Origin of the sequence: Pseudomonas sp. URMO17WK12:I11 (assembly GCF_007677725.1) — a bacterium.
Taxonomy (GTDB): domain Bacteria; phylum Pseudomonadota; class Gammaproteobacteria; order Pseudomonadales; family Pseudomonadaceae; genus Aquipseudomonas.
Genome location: NZ_VEDF01000007.1, coordinates 207,645 through 223,427, shown reverse-complemented (window position 1 = coordinate 223,427; position 15,783 = coordinate 207,645). Strand labels below are relative to the sequence as shown.

16 protein-coding genes are annotated in these 15,783 nt (G+C 62.8%); 6 read left to right on the top strand and 10 right to left on the bottom strand.

Features of this window, described 5'->3' with window-relative positions; all coding sequences use genetic code 11:
- Positions 1-41: 41 nt before the first annotated feature.
- Positions 42-1,049, bottom strand: a complete 1,008-nt coding sequence (locus FS665_RS15420; protein WP_145190076.1) for an AI-2E family transporter — start codon at positions 1,047-1,049, stop codon at positions 42-44.
- A 70-nt stretch (positions 1,050-1,119) separates the two neighbouring features.
- The gene (locus FS665_RS15415; protein WP_145190073.1) at positions 1,120-1,407 is read right to left on the bottom strand and encodes a PsiF family protein; all 288 of its coding nucleotides are present in this window, start codon (positions 1,405-1,407) and stop codon (positions 1,120-1,122) included.
- A 141-nt stretch (positions 1,408-1,548) separates the two neighbouring features.
- Here FS665_RS15415 and FS665_RS15410 point away from each other — a divergent pair, with 141 nt between their 5' ends.
- On the top strand, positions 1,549-2,421 hold the full coding sequence (locus FS665_RS15410) for a DMT family transporter (RefSeq protein WP_145190070.1): 873 nt from the start codon (positions 1,549-1,551) through the stop codon (positions 2,419-2,421).
- Here FS665_RS15410 and FS665_RS15405 read toward each other — a convergent pair.
- Positions 2,418-3,305, bottom strand: coding sequence for a triacylglycerol lipase (locus tag FS665_RS15405; protein ID WP_145190067.1), 888 nt, complete (start codon positions 3,303-3,305; stop codon positions 2,418-2,420). The genes FS665_RS15410 and FS665_RS15405 overlap by 4 nt on opposite strands.
- 124 nt (positions 3,306-3,429) lie before the next feature.
- On the opposite strand from FS665_RS15405, the gene osmE reads away from it, so the two are divergent.
- Both osmE and FS665_RS15395 read left to right on the top strand, forming a co-directional pair.
- Positions 3,430-3,771, top strand: a complete 342-nt coding sequence (gene osmE / locus FS665_RS15400; protein ID WP_145190064.1) for an osmotically-inducible lipoprotein OsmE — start codon at positions 3,430-3,432, stop codon at positions 3,769-3,771.
- Between the two features lie 48 nt (positions 3,772-3,819).
- Entirely contained in the window at positions 3,820-4,350 is a 531-nt protein-coding gene (locus FS665_RS15395; protein WP_145190061.1) for a bacterioferritin, read from the top strand.
- Positions 4,351-4,448: 98 nt separating this feature from the next.
- On the opposite strand, the gene FS665_RS15390 is transcribed toward FS665_RS15395, so the two are convergent.
- Positions 4,449-6,515, bottom strand: coding sequence for an AsmA family protein (locus FS665_RS15390; protein WP_145190058.1), 2,067 nt, complete (start codon positions 6,513-6,515; stop codon positions 4,449-4,451).
- Positions 6,516-6,855: 340 nt separating this feature from the next.
- Here FS665_RS15390 and FS665_RS15385 point away from each other — a divergent pair, with 340 nt between their 5' ends.
- From FS665_RS15385 to FS665_RS15375, 3 genes are all read left to right on the top strand, one after another.
- The gene (locus FS665_RS15385) at positions 6,856-7,308 is read left to right on the top strand and encodes a phage infection protein (RefSeq protein ID WP_145190055.1); all 453 of its coding nucleotides are present in this window, start codon (positions 6,856-6,858) and stop codon (positions 7,306-7,308) included.
- 123 nt (positions 7,309-7,431) lie between these two features.
- On the top strand, positions 7,432-8,067 hold the full coding sequence (locus FS665_RS15380; RefSeq protein ID WP_145190052.1) for a TetR family transcriptional regulator: 636 nt from the start codon (positions 7,432-7,434) through the stop codon (positions 8,065-8,067).
- Positions 8,068-8,110: 43 nt separating this feature from the next.
- A complete protein-coding gene (locus tag FS665_RS15375) occupies positions 8,111-9,208 on the top strand; it encodes an AGE family epimerase/isomerase (protein WP_145190049.1) in 1,098 nt (365 codons plus the stop codon).
- Between the two features lie 7 nt (positions 9,209-9,215).
- On the opposite strand, the gene FS665_RS15370 is transcribed toward FS665_RS15375, so the two are convergent.
- From FS665_RS15370 to FS665_RS15345, 6 genes are all read right to left on the bottom strand, one after another.
- A complete protein-coding gene (locus FS665_RS15370) occupies positions 9,216-9,983 on the bottom strand; it encodes an SDR family oxidoreductase (protein ID WP_145190046.1) in 768 nt (255 codons plus the stop codon).
- A 593-nt stretch (positions 9,984-10,576) separates the two neighbouring features.
- Positions 10,577-11,293 (bottom strand): ABC transporter ATP-binding protein, encoded by a 717-nt coding sequence (locus FS665_RS15365; RefSeq protein WP_145190043.1) that lies wholly within the window; start codon positions 11,291-11,293, stop codon positions 10,577-10,579.
- The gene (locus tag FS665_RS15360; protein ID WP_145190040.1) at positions 11,290-12,165 is read right to left on the bottom strand and encodes an ABC transporter ATP-binding protein; all 876 of its coding nucleotides are present in this window, start codon (positions 12,163-12,165) and stop codon (positions 11,290-11,292) included. The genes FS665_RS15365 and FS665_RS15360 overlap by 4 nt, the downstream gene beginning before the upstream one ends.
- Positions 12,162-13,463 (bottom strand): high-affinity branched-chain amino acid ABC transporter permease LivM, encoded by a 1,302-nt coding sequence (gene livM / locus FS665_RS15355; protein WP_145190037.1) that lies wholly within the window; start codon positions 13,461-13,463, stop codon positions 12,162-12,164. Before livM ends, FS665_RS15360 begins: the two co-directional genes overlap by 4 nt.
- A gap of 2 nt (positions 13,464-13,465) precedes the next feature.
- Positions 13,466-14,380: a branched-chain amino acid ABC transporter permease LivH gene (locus tag FS665_RS15350; RefSeq protein ID WP_145190034.1), complete on the bottom strand. Its 915-nt coding sequence runs from the start codon at positions 14,378-14,380 to the stop codon at positions 13,466-13,468.
- 154 nt (positions 14,381-14,534) lie between these two features.
- On the bottom strand, positions 14,535-15,671 hold the full coding sequence (locus FS665_RS15345) for a branched-chain amino acid ABC transporter substrate-binding protein (RefSeq protein WP_145190031.1): 1,137 nt from the start codon (positions 15,669-15,671) through the stop codon (positions 14,535-14,537).
- Positions 15,672-15,783: the final 112 nt, after the last annotated feature.

The following is a 15,783-nucleotide window of genomic DNA, read 5'->3' as shown; positions in this document are numbered from 1 at the left end:
TCACCTGCCTGGGCGCCGCGCCACCGCGCCCAGGCAGGTACTCAGACCAGTTCAGCCCGGCGCAGCTCGCTTTTCAGATAGGCATAGTAGACCGGCCCAGCCACTACGCCCGGCAAGCCGAACGCCGCCTCGAACACCAGCATCGCCAGCAGCAGCTCCCAGGCCTTGGCCCTGATCTGGCCACCGACGATCCGCGCGTTGAGAAAGTATTCGACCTTGTGGATGACGATCAGGTACCCCAGCGCCGCCGCCGCCACCCAGATCGACAGCGACAGGCCGACGATGGTGATCAGTGTGTTGGACATCAGGTTGCCGATCACCGGCAGCAGGCCGAGCAGGAAGGTCAGCACGATCAGTGTCTTGGTCAACGGCAGGTGCACGCCGAACAGGGGCAGCACCACAGCCAGGAAGATGCCGGTGAACATCGTGTTGAGCATCGAGATCTTGATCTGCGCGAAGACGATGTTGCGAAACGCCTGGACCAGCAGGCTCAGACGCTCGAACAAGGCGGCCGCCAATGGCTTGCGTCGGGAAATATCGGGGATGCGCTGCAAGGCGATGATCGCACCGAGGATCATGCCGATCAGCAGGGTCACGAACATGTGCGCCATGCCCTTGCCCACCAGCTGAAGCTCGCTCAGGTGACTCTTGAGCCAATCGCCGATGGCCACCTTGAACTCAGCGGCACTGGCCGGCAGGTAGGCTTCGATGAACGGCGGTAACTGACTGCGCGCGCGCTCGACCAGGGCCATGAACTTGTCCAGCGAGGCGCCTGGATTCTCTGCCTCGTGCAGCAGGAAGCTGAATGCGCCGGCGATCAGCAGGGTCAAGGCGCACACCACCAGGGTGCCCAGCAGCGCGACCGCGAGCCAGCGTGCACGCTGCCCGGCAATCAGCGGTTGCAGGCGCGGGGTGAGCATGTTGACCAGTTCGAACACCAACAGGCCGGCCAGCAGGCTCGGCAACAACTTCAAGGGCAGGGCCAGCAACAGCCCGGCCATGACGATGACCAGGCTGGCAAGGGTGATCTGGCGGGGGGTGAAAGTCATACAGCCTCGACGGCAGACGGCGGGAATGCCCGCAGTCTGCCAGCCTTCAAGGCACAGGCATAGGCACAGGTCACTTCTTCTTCAGGCAGTCGCTCATGAAGGCTTTGCGTGCGTCACCTTTGAGCGACTGGCCAGTGGCGTCGGCATTGCAGGTCTTCATTTTCTCCTGCTGGGTTTGCGGCACTTGCTTCTTCAGGCACGTGCTCATGAACGCCTTGCGCTCATCGCCCTTGAGCGCCTGGGCGGTGGCATCGGCATTACAGGTTTTCATCTTTTCCTGTTGCGCGGTATTGGCGGCAAAACCCTGTGCGCTGAATAGCACAGCGAGCGCCAGCAATGGCACATGCAGCATCTTCATGGAGTGGTCTCCTGGGCGCCGCGCCCGATGCACGGACATGGCCCTGAGTGTAGACAAGATTTTTTACATCCCGCTCGGCCAGCGCCCCGCGCATAATGACCGGCCAAGGCCTGCGCGCCGAACCGACGAGCCTGTTGCTGCATGAATTACGCGTTTCCCCTGTTCGCCATCCTCATCTGGGCCGGTAATACCGTGGTCACCAAGATGGCCGCCGGCGCCATCTTTCCCGCCGAAATCGGCTTCTACCGCTGGCTGCTGGCCGGTGTGCTGTTCACTCCGTTCCTGCTGCCTGGCGTGTGGCGCAACCGCGCGGCGATACGGCCGCACCTGGGCAAGGTGGCAGTGCTGGGTGTGCTCGGCATGGCCGTGTACCAGAGCCTTGCCTACTTCGCCGCCGGCATCACCAGCGCTACCAACATGGGCATCATCCTGTCGCTGATGCCGCTGATGTCGCTGGCCCTGTCCATCGCCTGGCTGGGGCAACGCCTGACCTACGGCGCCCTGGCCGGCGCCATGGTGTCGTTCATCGGCGTGCTCGAGGTGGTGTCGGCGGGCGCGCCGGTCACCTTGTTGCAGCAGGGCCTGAACGTGGGCGATCTGCTGATGCTGATTGCCACCTTGGCCTACGCGCTGTACAGCTTCTTGCTGAAGAAGTGGCAGTTGCGTCTGCCGCCGTTGCAACTGCTGTACCTGCAGGTGCTGGTGGCCATCGTGGTGCTCCTGCCGCTGTTCATGCTGTCGGACAAGACCGGGCTGAACGGCCACAACCTCGGCCTGGTGCTGTACGCCTGCGTGCTGGCCTCGATGATCGCGCCGCTGGTGTGGATGCAGGCGGTGCAGCGCCTGGGGCCAAGCCGTACCACGCTGTTCTTCAACCTGCTGCCGGTGGTCACCGCGCTGATCGCCGCCTCGGTGCTGGACGAACGCCTGGCCAGTTACCACCTGATCGGTGGCCTGCTGACCCTGCTGGGAGTGATCCTGGCCGAGCGCTGGACCACCCCGGTGCGTAGCTAGAGCCCAGCGGCCTTGAGCCGCGCGGCATGTTCGGTGAACAGCCGCAGCGGCTCGGCGCCCTTGCCCACCGCGCCCAGGGACTGGTTGACGATGTCCAGGTGATCGAGCGGATAGTCGTCACCGATGACCTGGCCCAGGTGCGAGCTGAAGCGCCCGACCATGCCATCGCATTGGCCTTTCTCCTTGGCGAAACAGCGCGCGAACAGCCGGCAGAAATAGCTGCTGCCATCGAAGCGATTGCGCCCTTGGTCGGTCAGGCCGGGCTGCACGGTGCCGGACCAGGAGTAGTAGCGCACGCCGTCGACTTCATAAGCGCCCTCGCCGCCCCAGCTGTCAGGCAGGCCCTGTGGGTAAGCCTGGTTGAACAGGGCCACGCCGGCACTGGTCAGCGACTGGTGGGAGGCGTGCACGTCGATGGGCAGCGGCTCGCGGCGCCAGCCCGTCTCCAGCTTGCCCATCAAGAAAGCCAGGCCGTGCAGCACGGCCCTGAGCACCCGACCCTGCGCCGAATCGCCGGGAGCGTTGCGCTCCAGGTAATCGGCCAGCTCCGAGCCATGGTTCGGCCCGGCCACCGAGGTCACCGACGCCACGCGATCTGGCCGCCGCGCCGCAGCGAAGCGTGCGTTGAGGGCGCCTTGGCTGTGACCGATGAGGTTGACCTTCGGCGCGCCGGTGCGCCGGCAGATGTCTTCGATGATCGCCAGCAATTGCTCCCCACGCACCTCGTTGCTGTGCAAGGGCGAGACCTGCACCGCAAATACCTGTGCGCCACCTTTGCGCAGGGCCGGCACGATGCCGAACCAGTACGGATAGAGCACCAGCCGGACGAAGCCCAGCATCCCCGGCACCAGCACCAACGGGTAACGCGTCGCCAACGGTTGCATGGGCAAGCCTCTTTTTTTCTAGATGATCGGGTAACCCCACCCTGGGGCAAATGGCTATCGCAATCGAACTCCTGAAGCGAAGCGAGGTTCCAACTTGCACATACCCTTAGCAAGGAGCTGGACCATGTACAAACAGACCCTGGCAATTCTCCTGGCAAGCGCGACCCTGGCCGCCTGCGGCAGCCGTCCGGAGAATCCGGTCGATTACGTGACCTACCGCGACGAACCCCTGGTCAAGCAGGTCGAAAACGGCATGACCATGCAAAAAGTCATCGCCATTGGCGGCAGCCCGTCGAACGTCATCGACCTGCCCAATGGCGGCACCTGCAATGACTACATCCTCAACCGCGATGGCCACCAGCAGCCGTACTACGTGCGCTTCGACGCCACCGGCCATGTCGATGCCAAGGGCTTCAAGACCTGTAAACAACGAGAAGAGGACAGCAAGGCCGCCCACGGCGCCTGAGCCTCCCGTACACCGTGACCACCCGCCCGGATTCCTTTGGAGATAACCATGAGCAACGTTGAACTGACCGATGTGCAAACCCTTCGCCAGCGTGCCCGCGAGCACGTCGAGCAAGGCGCGGTGACCGAGGGCTACCATGCCGACCGCGAGCAGATCATTCGCCTGCTGAACGAGTCGCTGGCCACCGAACTGGTCTGCGTCCTGCGTTACAAGCGCCACTACTTCATGGCCAGCGGCATCAAGGCCAAGGCGGCGGCTGATGAATTCCTCGAGCACGCTACCCAGGAAGCCGAGCACGCCGACAAGCTCGCCGAGCGCATCGTGCAATTGGGCGGCGAGCCAGATTTCAACCCGGACAACCTGACCAAGAACTCCCACGCCCAGTACGTGGCGGGCAATTCGCTGAAGGAAATGGTCCTGGAAGACCTGGTCGCCGAGCGCATCGCCATCGACAGCTACCGCGAAATCATCCAGTACATCGGTGACAAGGACCCGACCACTCGCCGTATCTTCGAAGACATCCTGGCCCAGGAAGAAGAGCACGCCGACGACATGTCCGATCTGCTGCAAGGGCTGTGATCGCACGATCTCCCCATGCCCCGGCATAAACAAAGGCCGCTCCTCCCGGAGCGGCCTTTTTCATTGCGCCAATCGCGACCTGATCGGGCAGCCTGGACTCATTTGCGGCCCTTTACCGCAGCCGGGGCCTTGCCAGCCTTCATCTGCTGCAGCAAAGGCGTGCACTGATTGGGCTCATCGCCACTGCTGGGCGCCACCAACGCCAGCAGCCCGGCAGCCGGACCGGCCACTACGCCCAGCGCCACCATCCCCGCACCCCGCAGCGCCAGCGGCACAGCCTGCACGCCGGCATTGGGCTTGGCGAACGGCCCACGCACATACAATGGCGAGCGCAGCGAGAACAGGCGCAGACCCTTGGACTCGGGGGTGATCTTCAGGTCCAGCTGTTCGCTGGCGAAGTTGGCCGTGCCGTTGATGTAGATGATCGCGTTCTCGGTATCGAAGATGAACAAGCGTGTCGAGGCCAGGCCATCCTTGATGCCCACATCCGCCGCCGCGCAGTTGATCTCGACATCCTCGTCGCCGAACAACTTGCCGACCACATAGTTGCCGACGTTGAGCCCGGCGATTTCCATCAGACTGCGGCTGATGGCGCCATCGTTGATCAACATGCGCAGGTTGCCGTTGGCCGTGCCCAGCAATGCCGCCACCGAATTGCCCCGGCCGCTGAGGTCAGCGTCGCCGTTGAGCTCACCAAAGCTGGTCTGCATCGGCGCGAAGTTGGGGAACAGCTGCTTGAGCTTGAAGCCGCGCGCGGTCAACTGCGCGCGCCCCTGCAGCGGCACGTTGCGCCCATCGAGGCGAATGTTGGAGGCGAGATTGCCACCGGCAACGCCAAAGCGCAGCGGTTCCAGGCGCAGCAGGCCATCATCGAGAATCAGGTGCGCGGACAGATCGCTGAACGGCAACTGCTCGCTGTGAACGATGCGCTTGCCCGCGAACGTGACGTCCGCGTCCATCGCGCGCCAGCGCTCGGTGCGAAACGCTTCGACGGGTAGAACCTTGTCGGCCGGCTGCTTGCTGGCACCGCCGCGGGCTTTCTGCTCGGCATTGGAATCAGCGCCAATCAGCGGCGCCAGGTCCTTGAACAGCAGCTGATTGGAAACCAGCTTGCCGGAGAGCTTCGGCCGGGGCTTGCTGGCGACATAGGCCAGGTCGCCATGAATGTCGCTGTCGCCGATCTTGCCGTTGAAACCCTGGTACTTGAAGCTCGCGCCTTCGGCAGCATGCAGGTTGGCGCTGAGCCGGCCATCGGTGGAATAGGCGGGGGTATCGGGCAAGGTTACGCCGGTGAGCGGGTAGAGGTTGCCCAGGCTCGCGCCCGACAGGCGCAGGCGCAGGTCCAGCGCGCCAAGGTGCAATGGGTCGGTCAGGGTCCCGGCGAGCACCACATGGGTATCAGCGATGCGCACATCGGCCTGCAACGGGAACGGCTGGTTGGCGTCTTGCAGCGCCAGCAGGCCGCCAATCTTGCCCGTGCCGGAAACCGCCTGGCCCTGGTAGCGACCCTTGGCCTTGAGGCCGAATTGATAATCCTGCGCCCCGCCAGCTTTTTCCGCACTGGCCTTGCCGACAATCGCGCTGAACGGAATCGGCTTGCCGAGCGGATCGATCTGCACCTTCATGCTGGTTTTCAGGGTCTGGTCATCGAAGCTGACGTTGCCTTGGTCGAAGCCGATGGCGCCGATGTCGAGCTGCCATTTGGAAGGGGGTTCGTTCTCGTCCTTGGCACCTAGATCGAAGTTCCAGTTGGCACGGCCGTCGGCCAGACGGGTCAGGCTCGCAGTGGGCTTGGTCAGGTTGATGCGCGGAATGCTGATCTTCTGCACGATCAGCGGCAACGGCGCCAGGCGAAACTCCACGCGCTCGAGGCCAACCATCTGCGGCTCCTTGAGCCACTGCGGGTTGCCCAAGGTCAGGTCCTCAGCCGTGAAGTGTGGCCACGGCACCCAGGCGCGCCAGCCGCCCTCTTCAGGCTCGGTGCGCCAATGCACGGTCAGGTTGCCATTGATGGCGAACGGCCGATGCAGGGCCTCGGACACTTTCTCGTTGAGCAGCGGCTTGACGCGGTTCCAGTCGAAGGTGGCGATGATCACCACCAGGATCGCCAGTACGGTCAACACGGTGGCTAGGGTCCAGATGATGATTCTGGCGGGACGCGTCATTGCGTGATTCTCCTGACGGCGGGGCATAAAAAGCGGGCGCGACGATGGCATTCAATAACTGGGACTGATGAAAACCCGTTGGGTTTTATCCAACACCCGAATCATAGCCGCATTAGGCATAAGCCCCGACCAGGTGGGCGGGCTCGGCACCCTCTGTGTTACCTGCACGGCCTGCGCACGGAATGCCGCAGCGGCGCCGAAAGTGGCGAGATAGATGCTTTGCGAACTGTTATCAATGGCGTCGATTGTTACCATTACCCGTATGAACTTCTCTCTGGCGTCACCGGGCGTAGCATTGGCTTCGTACCCACTTTCCAGCCCCCCAGAGGAGCACCGAATCATGAAACGCCATCTGCTCAGCCTCACCCTGTCCTTGCTTGCCGCCAATGCCTTCGCCCTGCCTGCTGCCGAGCAGCACCTGAGCGCCGAATCGCGCTCGAGCAGCGTTGAAGTTGCCCAACCCCTGAAAACCGTAGCCGAAGGTGGCGCCGATCGCCTCATCGAGCGCACCGGTCGCGTTGCCGAAGGCGGCTCGGATCGTCTGATCGAGCGCACCGGCCGTGTCGCTGAAGGCGGCTCGGATCGCCTGATCGAGCAGTCTGGCCGTGTGGCTGAAGGCGGTGCGGATCGCCTGATCGAGCAGTCTGGCCGTGTGGCTGAAGGCGGTGCGGATCGCTTGATCGAGCAGTCTGGCCGTGTTGCCGAAGGCGGTGCGGATCGCTTGATCGAGCAGTCTGGCCGTGTGGCTGAAGGCGGTGCGGACCGTCTGGTTGAAATCAGCCGCGTGAGCTGATCGCCATGAGCGAAAAGGCCGACCTCTGTCACGCCGCTTGCGCCCCGCCGAGCCCGGTCCATTGACCGGGCTTCGTTTTTTTATCTAGAGTGCCCAGCCTCGACGTTACAGAAGCTCGCCCCCATGTCGCCGCGCGCCGAACAGAAGCTACAGACCCGCCAGGCCCTGCTCGATGCCGCCTGCCAGCTGATGGAGAGCGGGCGCGGTTTTGGCAGCATCAGCTTGCGTGAGGTGACCAAGCTCGCGGGCATCGTGCCGACTGGTTTCTACCGGCATTTCTGCGACATGGACGCCTTGGGCCTGGCCCTGGTGGCCGAAGTCGACACCACCTTCCGGCAGACCATTCGCCTGGTACGGCAGAATGAGTTCGAGCTGGGCGGCATCACCGACGCCTCTGTACGGATCTTCCTCGACGTGGTTGCAGCCCACCGCGCCCAGTTCCTGTTCCTGGCCCGCGAACAATATGGCGGCTCGCAAGCCGTGCGCCAGGCTATCGCGCGCCTGCGCCAGGACATCAGCGACGACCTGGCCACCGACCTGGCACGGATGAAGCGCTGGCAGCACCTGGACAGCGCCGCATTGACGGTAATGGCGGATCTGGTGGTGAAGACCGTGTTCGCCACCTTGCCCGAGCTGATCGACCGTACCGAGCCCGGTTATCCACAGGCGCTCAGTGCCCAGGAAAAGATCACCCAGCAGTTGCGCTTCATTTTCGTTGGCGCGCGCCACTGGCAAGGGCTAGGCAACCGGCAACCGTAGTTCTGCTACCATGGCGCCCTGCCTGAAAGCGACGAGCGCACCCATGTCCAACCCCCGCCCTACCCTGCCGGAACTGGCCCGTTTCAACCAGCACTTCGCCGACTGCATCGTGCCGTTGTGGCAAGGTCCGGGCTGGAATGCCGAGCTGGCCCTGCCCTATGAAGCGCTCGACGCCCAGCACCGTCCATTGCCCGCGCAGCGCTATCGGGCCATGGCCTGTGCACGGCAGTTGTACCTGTTCAGCAGCCGCATCGACGAACCCGGCGCCGCCGAGCGCGCCGCAGCACTCTTCCGTTCCTTGCAGAAACACTTTCACGACGCTGAGCACGGTGGTTGGTACTACAGCATCGACGCCCAGGGCGCGCCCTTGGACCGGCGCAAGGACCTGTATACCCACGCCTTCATCGTCTTCGCCTGCGCCCACTACTGGGGCCAGGTCGGCGAAGGGCTGGTGCAGGCCACGCTCAATGCTGCCTTGGCAGTGATCGCCGAGCAGTTCGCCCGTGACGATGGCTTGTATGAAGCGAGCCTGGGTGAAGACTGGTCGGACCTGGGCAGCGGCGCGCTGCAGAACCCGCAGATGCACCTGGCAGAAGCCTTCCTGCAAGTGCTGGCAGTTCGGCAGGATGCGCAGGTACAGCAGTCATTGCTGCAGCTGTGCGAAGCCTTGCAGCAGCACTTCGTCGAGCCACAGCACGGGCTGATGCTGGAAAAGCCCTGCGGCGCTGTGGATAACTGGTTCGAACCCGGCCATCAGTTCGAGTGGTTCTACCTGCTCGAGACCTCACCGCTGCTGCGCGCCACCGCCCTGCATCGCTCCATCGAGCGGGCGTTCGGATATGCCGAGGAGTGCGGGGTGAACAACGCAGCAGTGCTGGCGATGCTCGATGTGCAGGGCAACGTCCTCGACGCCACCCAACGCATCTGGGCGCAGGCGGAATACCTGCGAGCCTTGGCCCTGCGCCCGGGCAACGAGGCCAGGCTACTGACTCAGCTCAAGGCGTTGGAGCAGCAGTTCCTGCATGCCGGCGGCTGGTACGAATGCCGCGATGGCCAGGGCGCGGTAAGCCGCCACGACATGCCGTCGACCACGCCCTATCATTTGGCGACGTGCCTGCAGGGGTTACAACACCTGGCCTGAGACGCGATCAGCCGTTGACCGAACGGTCGATGGAGAACCCAGCCCAATCCTGGCTCACCGGCATCAGTTCAAGGCTGTTGATGTTGATGTGCGCAGGCTGGTTGAGGATCCAGAAGATGGTTTCGGCGATGTCCTGGGGCTGGATCGGCTCGGCCCCTGCGTAGGTGGCATCGTACTTGGCCTGATCACCGCCGAAGCGCACCAGCGAGAACTCGCTCTCGCACAACCCAGGTTCGATGTTGCTGACGCGCACGCCAGTGCCGCGCAAGTCGCAGCGCAGGCTCAGCGAGAATTGGCCGACGAAGGCCTTGGTGCCGCCATAGACATTGCTGCCAGGATAGGGATAGTTGCCGGCCACCGAGCCCACGTTGAGGATCGACGCGCCACGGCCATGGGCGATCAGGCGCGGCAGCAGCAGGCGCGTGGTGTAGATCAGACCCTTGATGTTGGTGTCGACCATGGTTTCCCAGTCGTCCAGGCTGCAGTTCTGCGCAGCGTCCACACCCAACGCCAAACCGGCGTTGTTGACCAGGCCGCGCAGTTTCTCGAAGCCAGCGGGCAGGCCAGCGATCGCCGCTTCCATGGCCGTGCGATCACGCACATCCAGCACCAGGCCATGCACATCTGTCTTGGCCGACAACTCGGCGCACAGGGCGTCCAGGCGCTCCTTGCGGCGACCGGTGAGCACCAGCTTCCAGCCTGCTTCGGCAAAGCGGCGTGCCGTGGCTTCGCCAAAACCGGAAGTGGCACCAGTGATGAATACGGTGGACGTCATGCTGTGTTCCTCAAAGGATTGTCATCGACAGCTTCGCAGCATGCCCGCCAGGGTCGCAGCGGGCAAGTCATAACACCGCTGTTCATTTTTTGTACGCCTTCGCGAAACCCTTGTAACAGAGCGCTCGAAGCGACCTATGCGCATGTTATCCACAGGGCTTTCCCCACGGATTGGGGGCAACTTTCGTTCAACACGGAAACCTTTCAGCTCGTGATGACCTCACCGCTTGCCGCCTGGTCCAACGCAGCGCTTGTGGGGTGCCGTTCGCGGCGGTCTGTCCAATGCTTGCCCACAGATTTATCCACAGGCCGAAAACCGGCTTGGTTATTCACATCACCAGGCACTCGGGACAGGTTATCCACTGATCGAATGGTCATTGATCAAAAAATGAGCATATCGTTATAACCCTTGATTTTCCTGGCCTGTAGCGACATGCCACCATGTTTTCCACAGGCAGGCTCACATTAACCGTGGAAAACCTGGTGCCACGCTCCAACAGCCAAGAGGGAGTGATCACGAGCGGCAAAGGCGAAGCAGTGCGGCACGTTGTCCACATCGAAGCGCGGGGCTCGCAAAGTAGCCCCGCAGACACATCAGTGCCCACCGAGATAAGCGTTGCGCACCTCTTCGTTGACCAACAGCTCCTGTCCTGTGCCAGTCATGCGAATCTCACCATTGACCATGACGTACGCACGGTCCGAAAGCTTTAAGGCATGGTTGGCGTTCTGCTCGACGAGAAAGATCGTCATGCCGGTCTTGGCCAATTCGCGCAGGGTCGAGAAGATCTGCTTGACGACGATCGGCGCCAGCCCCAGCGATGGCTCATCGAGCAACAGCAACTTGGGCCGGCTCATCAGCGCCCTGGCGATGGCGAGCATCTGCTGCTCGCCACCGGACATGGTCATGGCTCGCTGATTGCGGCGCTCCTTCAGCCGCGGGAACAGTTCGAACATGCGCTGCATGTCCTCGCTGGCGAACTTGTCCCCGATGGGAATGGTGCCCATCATCAGATTTTCTTCGACGCTCATGTCGGGAAACACCCGGCGTCCTTCCGGCGACTGCGCGATGCCGTTGGAGGCGATGTAGTGCGACGACTTGCGGGTGATGTCGGTGCCGCGGTAGACGATCTGCCCCGATGCCGCGCGCGGCTGGCCGAAGATCGACATCAGCAGCGTGGACTTGCCGGCACCGTTGGCGCCGATCAGGCTCACGGTCTCGCCCTCCTCGATGTGCATCGAGACCTTCTTCAGTGCCTGGATCGGCCCATAGAACACGTCCAGGTTACGCAGTTCGAGAATGGGTGCAGTCATACCAGTTCCTCTTCGTCGGCACCCAGGTAGGCGGCGATCACCGTCGGGTTGTGGCGGATGTCCTGCGGCGCGCCCTCGGCGATCACGTTGCCGTGGTCGAGCACGACGATATGGTCGGAAATACTCATGACCATGCCCATGTCGTGCTCGATCAGCACCACGGTGAGGTCGTGCTGGTCGCGCAGCACGCGAATCATGCGGCTGAGGGCCTCGGTTTCCTGCGGGTTGAGGCCGGCAGCCGGCTCGTCCAGGCAGATAATCTTGGGCCGCGTGCACATGGCTCGGGCAATCTCCAGGCGCCGTTGCTGGCCGTACGACAGTTCACCGGCCAGGCGGTTGGCGCAATCGACCAGGTCAACCACTTCAAGCCAGTAGAACGCATGGTCCAGGGCATCGCTTTCGGATTTGCGGTAGGCCTTGGTGTTGAGCACGCCCGCCAGCAGGTTGCGGTTCACCCACATGTGCTGGGCGACCAGCAGGTTTTCCACCACCGACATTTCCTTGAACAGGCGAATGTTCTGGAAGGTTCGCGCCAGACCTGCGCGGTTGACCAGGTGCGTACCGCCGAACATCTTGTAGTACAGACGCCTGGCGAAACGCGCGGGCGACACGAAGTCGCTGGCCTGGAAGCGCTCGCCGAGCAATTGGATGATGTTGGTATGGCTGCCGCGCACGTTCAGCTCGATTCGCCCACCGCTGGCCTTGTAGAAGCCGGTGAGGCAGTTGAACACCGTGGTCTTGCCCGCGCCGTTTGGGCCGATCAGGGCGAAGATCTGGTTGCGCTTGACCTTCAGGCTGACGTCGCTGAGCGCCTTGATGCCGCCGAACTGCATCATCAGGTGCTCGACCGACAAGATGACTTCATCGCTCATGGCGCCACTCCTTTACGCGGGGTTACGCCGGTACGGCTGATGCGGATCAGCCCACGCGGTCGCCAGATCATCATCAACACCATCAACACCCCGAACAGCAGCACGCGGTACTCCGAGAAGCTGCGCAGCAACTCCGGGGCCACGGTCAACACGAAGGCCGCGATCACCACACCCACGGTCGAGCCCATGCCACCGAGCACGACGATGGCCAGAATCAGTGCCGACTCGAAGAAGGTGAAGGATGACGGGTTGACGAAGCCTTGGTAGGTGGCGAAGAACACCCCGGCAAGACCCGCGGTGGAGGCACCAAGGGTGAAGGCCGAGAGCTTGACCAGCACGTGGTTCAAGCCCATCGAGCGGCAGGCGATTTCATCTTCGCGCAGCGCTTCCCAGGCGCGCCCGACCGGCATGCGGGTCAGGCGGTGCTTGATGTACAACACCGCCAGCACGACCAGGAACAGCACGGCGTAGATGAATACGAACTTGAGATTGGCGTTGTAGTCGATGCCGAGAAACTCGTGGATCGGTACACCGCCATCCTTGGCCCTGCGGCCGAACTCCAGGCCGAACAAGGTCGGCGACGGTGCCGGCATGCCGTTGGGGCCACCGGTGAACGACAGCCAATTGTTCAGCACCAGGCGGATGATTTCCCCGAAGCCCAAGGTCACGATCGCCAGGTAGTCACCGTGCATGCGCAGCACCGGAAAACCCAGGATGCATCCGGCCAACGCAGCCGCGATGGCTGCCAGGGGCAGCACGCTCCAGAAGCCCAGGCCCAGGTACTGGTAACCCAGGGCCAGGCCGTAGGCGCCAATGGCGTAGAACGCCACGTAGCCCAGGTCGAGCAAACCGGCCAGCCCCACCACGATATTCAGGCCCAGGCCCAACAGCACGTAGATCAGGCCGAGGATGACCACGGTCAGCAGGTATTTGTTGGCAAAGATCGGGAAGACAATGGCGATCACGATCAGCGCCGGAATGATGTAGCGCAGCCGCGACACGTAGTTGGGCGCCCGCACGTGCACGCCCGAGCCGCCACTGTCGAAGCCTTCGAGCATGCGCCGTCCGGCAGCCGTCTGCACGTACAGGCTGAGCAGAAAGCGCCCGACCATGACCGCGCCGACCAACCACGCCACACGCCGCGGTTCGGCATTGAAGGAATAGCCGTCGAGCACCACGCCGACGACCGGACCAAAGACGATGAGCGCCAGCAGGCCGGCGACCACGGTCTCCAGCAGGCTGCGTTTGATGTCGAAACCCTTGGTTTCGGAGGCAGAGGCAAGTTTGGCAATCGACATGTTCACACCTTAGCCACGAGCGGGCGACCCAGCAGACCCTGCGGGCGGAAGATCAGGATCAGCACCAGCAGCGAGAAACTGAACACGTCCTTGTAGTCCGAGTTGATCAGGCCGGAGAACAGCGACTCGGAAATCCCCAGGATGATGCCGCCAAGCATCGCTCCCGGCAGCGAGCCGATGCCACCCAGTACCGCGGCAGTGAAGGCCTTGATACCGATGATGAAGCCTGCGTAGAAGTCGAATGTCCCGTAGTTCATGGTGATCAGCACGCCCGCCAGGGCCGCCATCACAGCGCCGATGACGAACACATAGGAAATCACTCGATCGGTGTTGATGCCGAGGATCGAGGCCATCTTGCGATCCTGCTGGGTGGCGCGGCACATGCGCCCAAGCTTGGTGTACTTGATCACGTAGGTGAGCAAGCCCATGCCGACGAAGGCTGCGACCAGGATGAAGATCTTGGTGTAGGTCAGTTGCACGAAGCCCGAGCCGACCTCGACGCGCATGGCGCCTTCGAGCAAGGTAGGCACGCCCTGCTGGCGGGCGCCCTGGCTGATCTGTGCGTAGTTCTGCAGGATCAGGGAAATGCCGATGGCACTGATCAACGGTGCCAGGCGGGTGGAGTTACGCAGCGGTTTGTAGGCGATGCGCTCGATGGTGAAGCCATAGACGCCGGTGACCACCACGGTGAACAACAGCGTGCCGAGCATCAGCAGCGGGAAGGATTCGATACCGAAGTAAGCCAGCAATGCCAGGCTGATCGCCGCGAGGTATGCGGAGATCATATACACCTCGCCGTGCGCGAAGTTGATCATGCCGATAATGCCATAGACCATTGTGTAGCCGATGGCGATCAGGCCATAGACCGACCCGAGGGTCAGGCCGTTGACCAGTTGCTGCAGGAAAATACCATCCATAACGCACTCTCACCTGAGCGAGACGGCACCCACGCCGACCACCGCAGGCCACCGATGTGGCGGCCCCAGCGCTGCAGCAAGGGTGCAGGTCTCCGAAGAAGGACAGGTACCGCGGGGCAATGGCCCAGACCTGTGGCCGGGCCGCTGGCCGTTATTATTTTTGTTTTTCCAGCTGGTGGTACTTGCCGTCCTTGTCCCACTGGTAGACCACGTAGTCGGACACGGTCAGGTCACCCTTGCTGTCCCATTTCTTCTCGCCCATGACGGTCTGAACCGGGTTGGCCTTGAGCCATTTGGCGGCGTCTTCGCCCTTGTTCGACTTGGCGCCATTGAATGCAGCGGCCAGCGCCTGCAGCGACGCGTAGGCGTACAAGGTGTAGCCCTCGGGTTCGGTACCCGCCTTGCGGAATTCTTCCACCACCGCCTTGCTGTCAGGCAGCATGCGCGGGTCGGCACCGAAGGTCATGTATACGCCGTCGACATACTGCGCGCCGCCTGCGGTGGATACCAACTCATCAGTGACGATGCCATCATCGGACATGAACTTGACGTCCTTGAGGCCCTGCTCGCGCAGCTGGCGCACCAACGGCCCGGCCTCCGGGTGCAGGCCGCCGAAGTACACGACATCGGCGCCAGCGGCGCGAATCTTGGTGACCACGGCGCTGAAGTCTTTCTCACCACGGGTCAGACCTTCGTACAGCACCGGTTTCACGCCGCGCTTCTCCAGCTGCGCCTTGGTAGCGTCGGCCAGGCCTTGGCCATAGGTGTCCTTGTCATGCAGGACCGCCACCTTCTTGCCCTTGAGCACGTCGACGATATAGTCGCCGGCCACCACGCCCTGCTGGTCGTCGCGCCCGCACATGCGGAACATTGCCGACAGCCCCCGCTCGGTCACTTGCGGGTTGGTCGAGCCCGGGGTGATGGCGATCACACCGGCTTCGTCGTACACCTCGGAGGCGGGGATGGTATTGGAGGAGCAGAAGTGCCCGACCACGCCAACGACCTTGTCCTGGTCGACCAGGCGGTTGGCCACCGAGACGGCCTGCTTGGGTTCGCAGGCGTCATCGCCCTTGACCAGGACGATCTTCTCGCCGTTGACGCCGCCGGCGGCGTTGATCTTGTCGGCCGCGGCCTGCGCACCTTTCATGTATTGCTCGCCAAACGCTGCGTTGGCTCCCGTCATCGGCCCCGCGACACCGATTTTGACGTCGGCCTGAACATACGAAGAAATACCCAGTGCCGTAGCCACGGCCAGGGCCAGGAAACCTTTCTTGTAAAACGTCTGCGACATGAGGTGGTGCTCCTAGAGTTTTTTTTGGTTGGCACTACAACTTCCCAGCCCTGTGCTCTGAGCAAGGGCCGTGCCATCGATTTTGTCATCTGGGAAAACACTGCCCGTCGGC

Coding starts and splice junctions, on each gene's coding strand:
- FS665_RS15360 (WP_145190040.1), bottom strand. CDS start 12,165: ATGAGCGATGAAGTCATCTTGTCGGTCGAGCACCTGATGATGCAGTTC.
- FS665_RS15380 (WP_145190052.1), top strand. CDS start 7,432: ATGTCGCCGCGCGCCGAACAGAAGCTACAGACCCGCCAGGCCCTGCTC.
- FS665_RS15420 (WP_145190076.1), bottom strand. CDS start 1,049: ATGACTTTCACCCCCCGCCAGATCACCCTTGCCAGCCTGGTCATCGTC.
- FS665_RS15395 (WP_145190061.1), top strand. CDS start 3,820: ATGAGCAACGTTGAACTGACCGATGTGCAAACCCTTCGCCAGCGTGCC.
- osmE (WP_145190064.1), top strand. CDS start 3,430: ATGTACAAACAGACCCTGGCAATTCTCCTGGCAAGCGCGACCCTGGCC.
- FS665_RS15375 (WP_145190049.1), top strand. CDS start 8,111: ATGTCCAACCCCCGCCCTACCCTGCCGGAACTGGCCCGTTTCAACCAG.
- FS665_RS15365 (WP_145190043.1), bottom strand. CDS start 11,293: ATGACTGCACCCATTCTCGAACTGCGTAACCTGGACGTGTTCTATGGG.
- FS665_RS15415 (WP_145190073.1), bottom strand. CDS start 1,407: ATGAAGATGCTGCATGTGCCATTGCTGGCGCTCGCTGTGCTATTCAGC.
- FS665_RS15370 (WP_145190046.1), bottom strand. CDS start 9,983: ATGACGTCCACCGTATTCATCACTGGTGCCACTTCCGGTTTTGGCGAA.
- FS665_RS15385 (WP_145190055.1), top strand. CDS start 6,856: ATGAAACGCCATCTGCTCAGCCTCACCCTGTCCTTGCTTGCCGCCAAT.
- FS665_RS15410 (WP_145190070.1), top strand. CDS start 1,549: ATGAATTACGCGTTTCCCCTGTTCGCCATCCTCATCTGGGCCGGTAAT.
- livM (WP_145190037.1), bottom strand. CDS start 13,463: ATGTCGATTGCCAAACTTGCCTCTGCCTCCGAAACCAAGGGTTTCGAC.
- FS665_RS15350 (WP_145190034.1), bottom strand. CDS start 14,380: ATGGATGGTATTTTCCTGCAGCAACTGGTCAACGGCCTGACCCTCGGG.
- FS665_RS15405 (WP_145190067.1), bottom strand. CDS start 3,305: ATGCAACCGTTGGCGACGCGTTACCCGTTGGTGCTGGTGCCGGGGATG.
- FS665_RS15390 (WP_145190058.1), bottom strand. CDS start 6,515: ATGACGCGTCCCGCCAGAATCATCATCTGGACCCTAGCCACCGTGTTG.
- FS665_RS15345 (WP_145190031.1), bottom strand. CDS start 15,671: ATGTCGCAGACGTTTTACAAGAAAGGTTTCCTGGCCCTGGCCGTGGCT.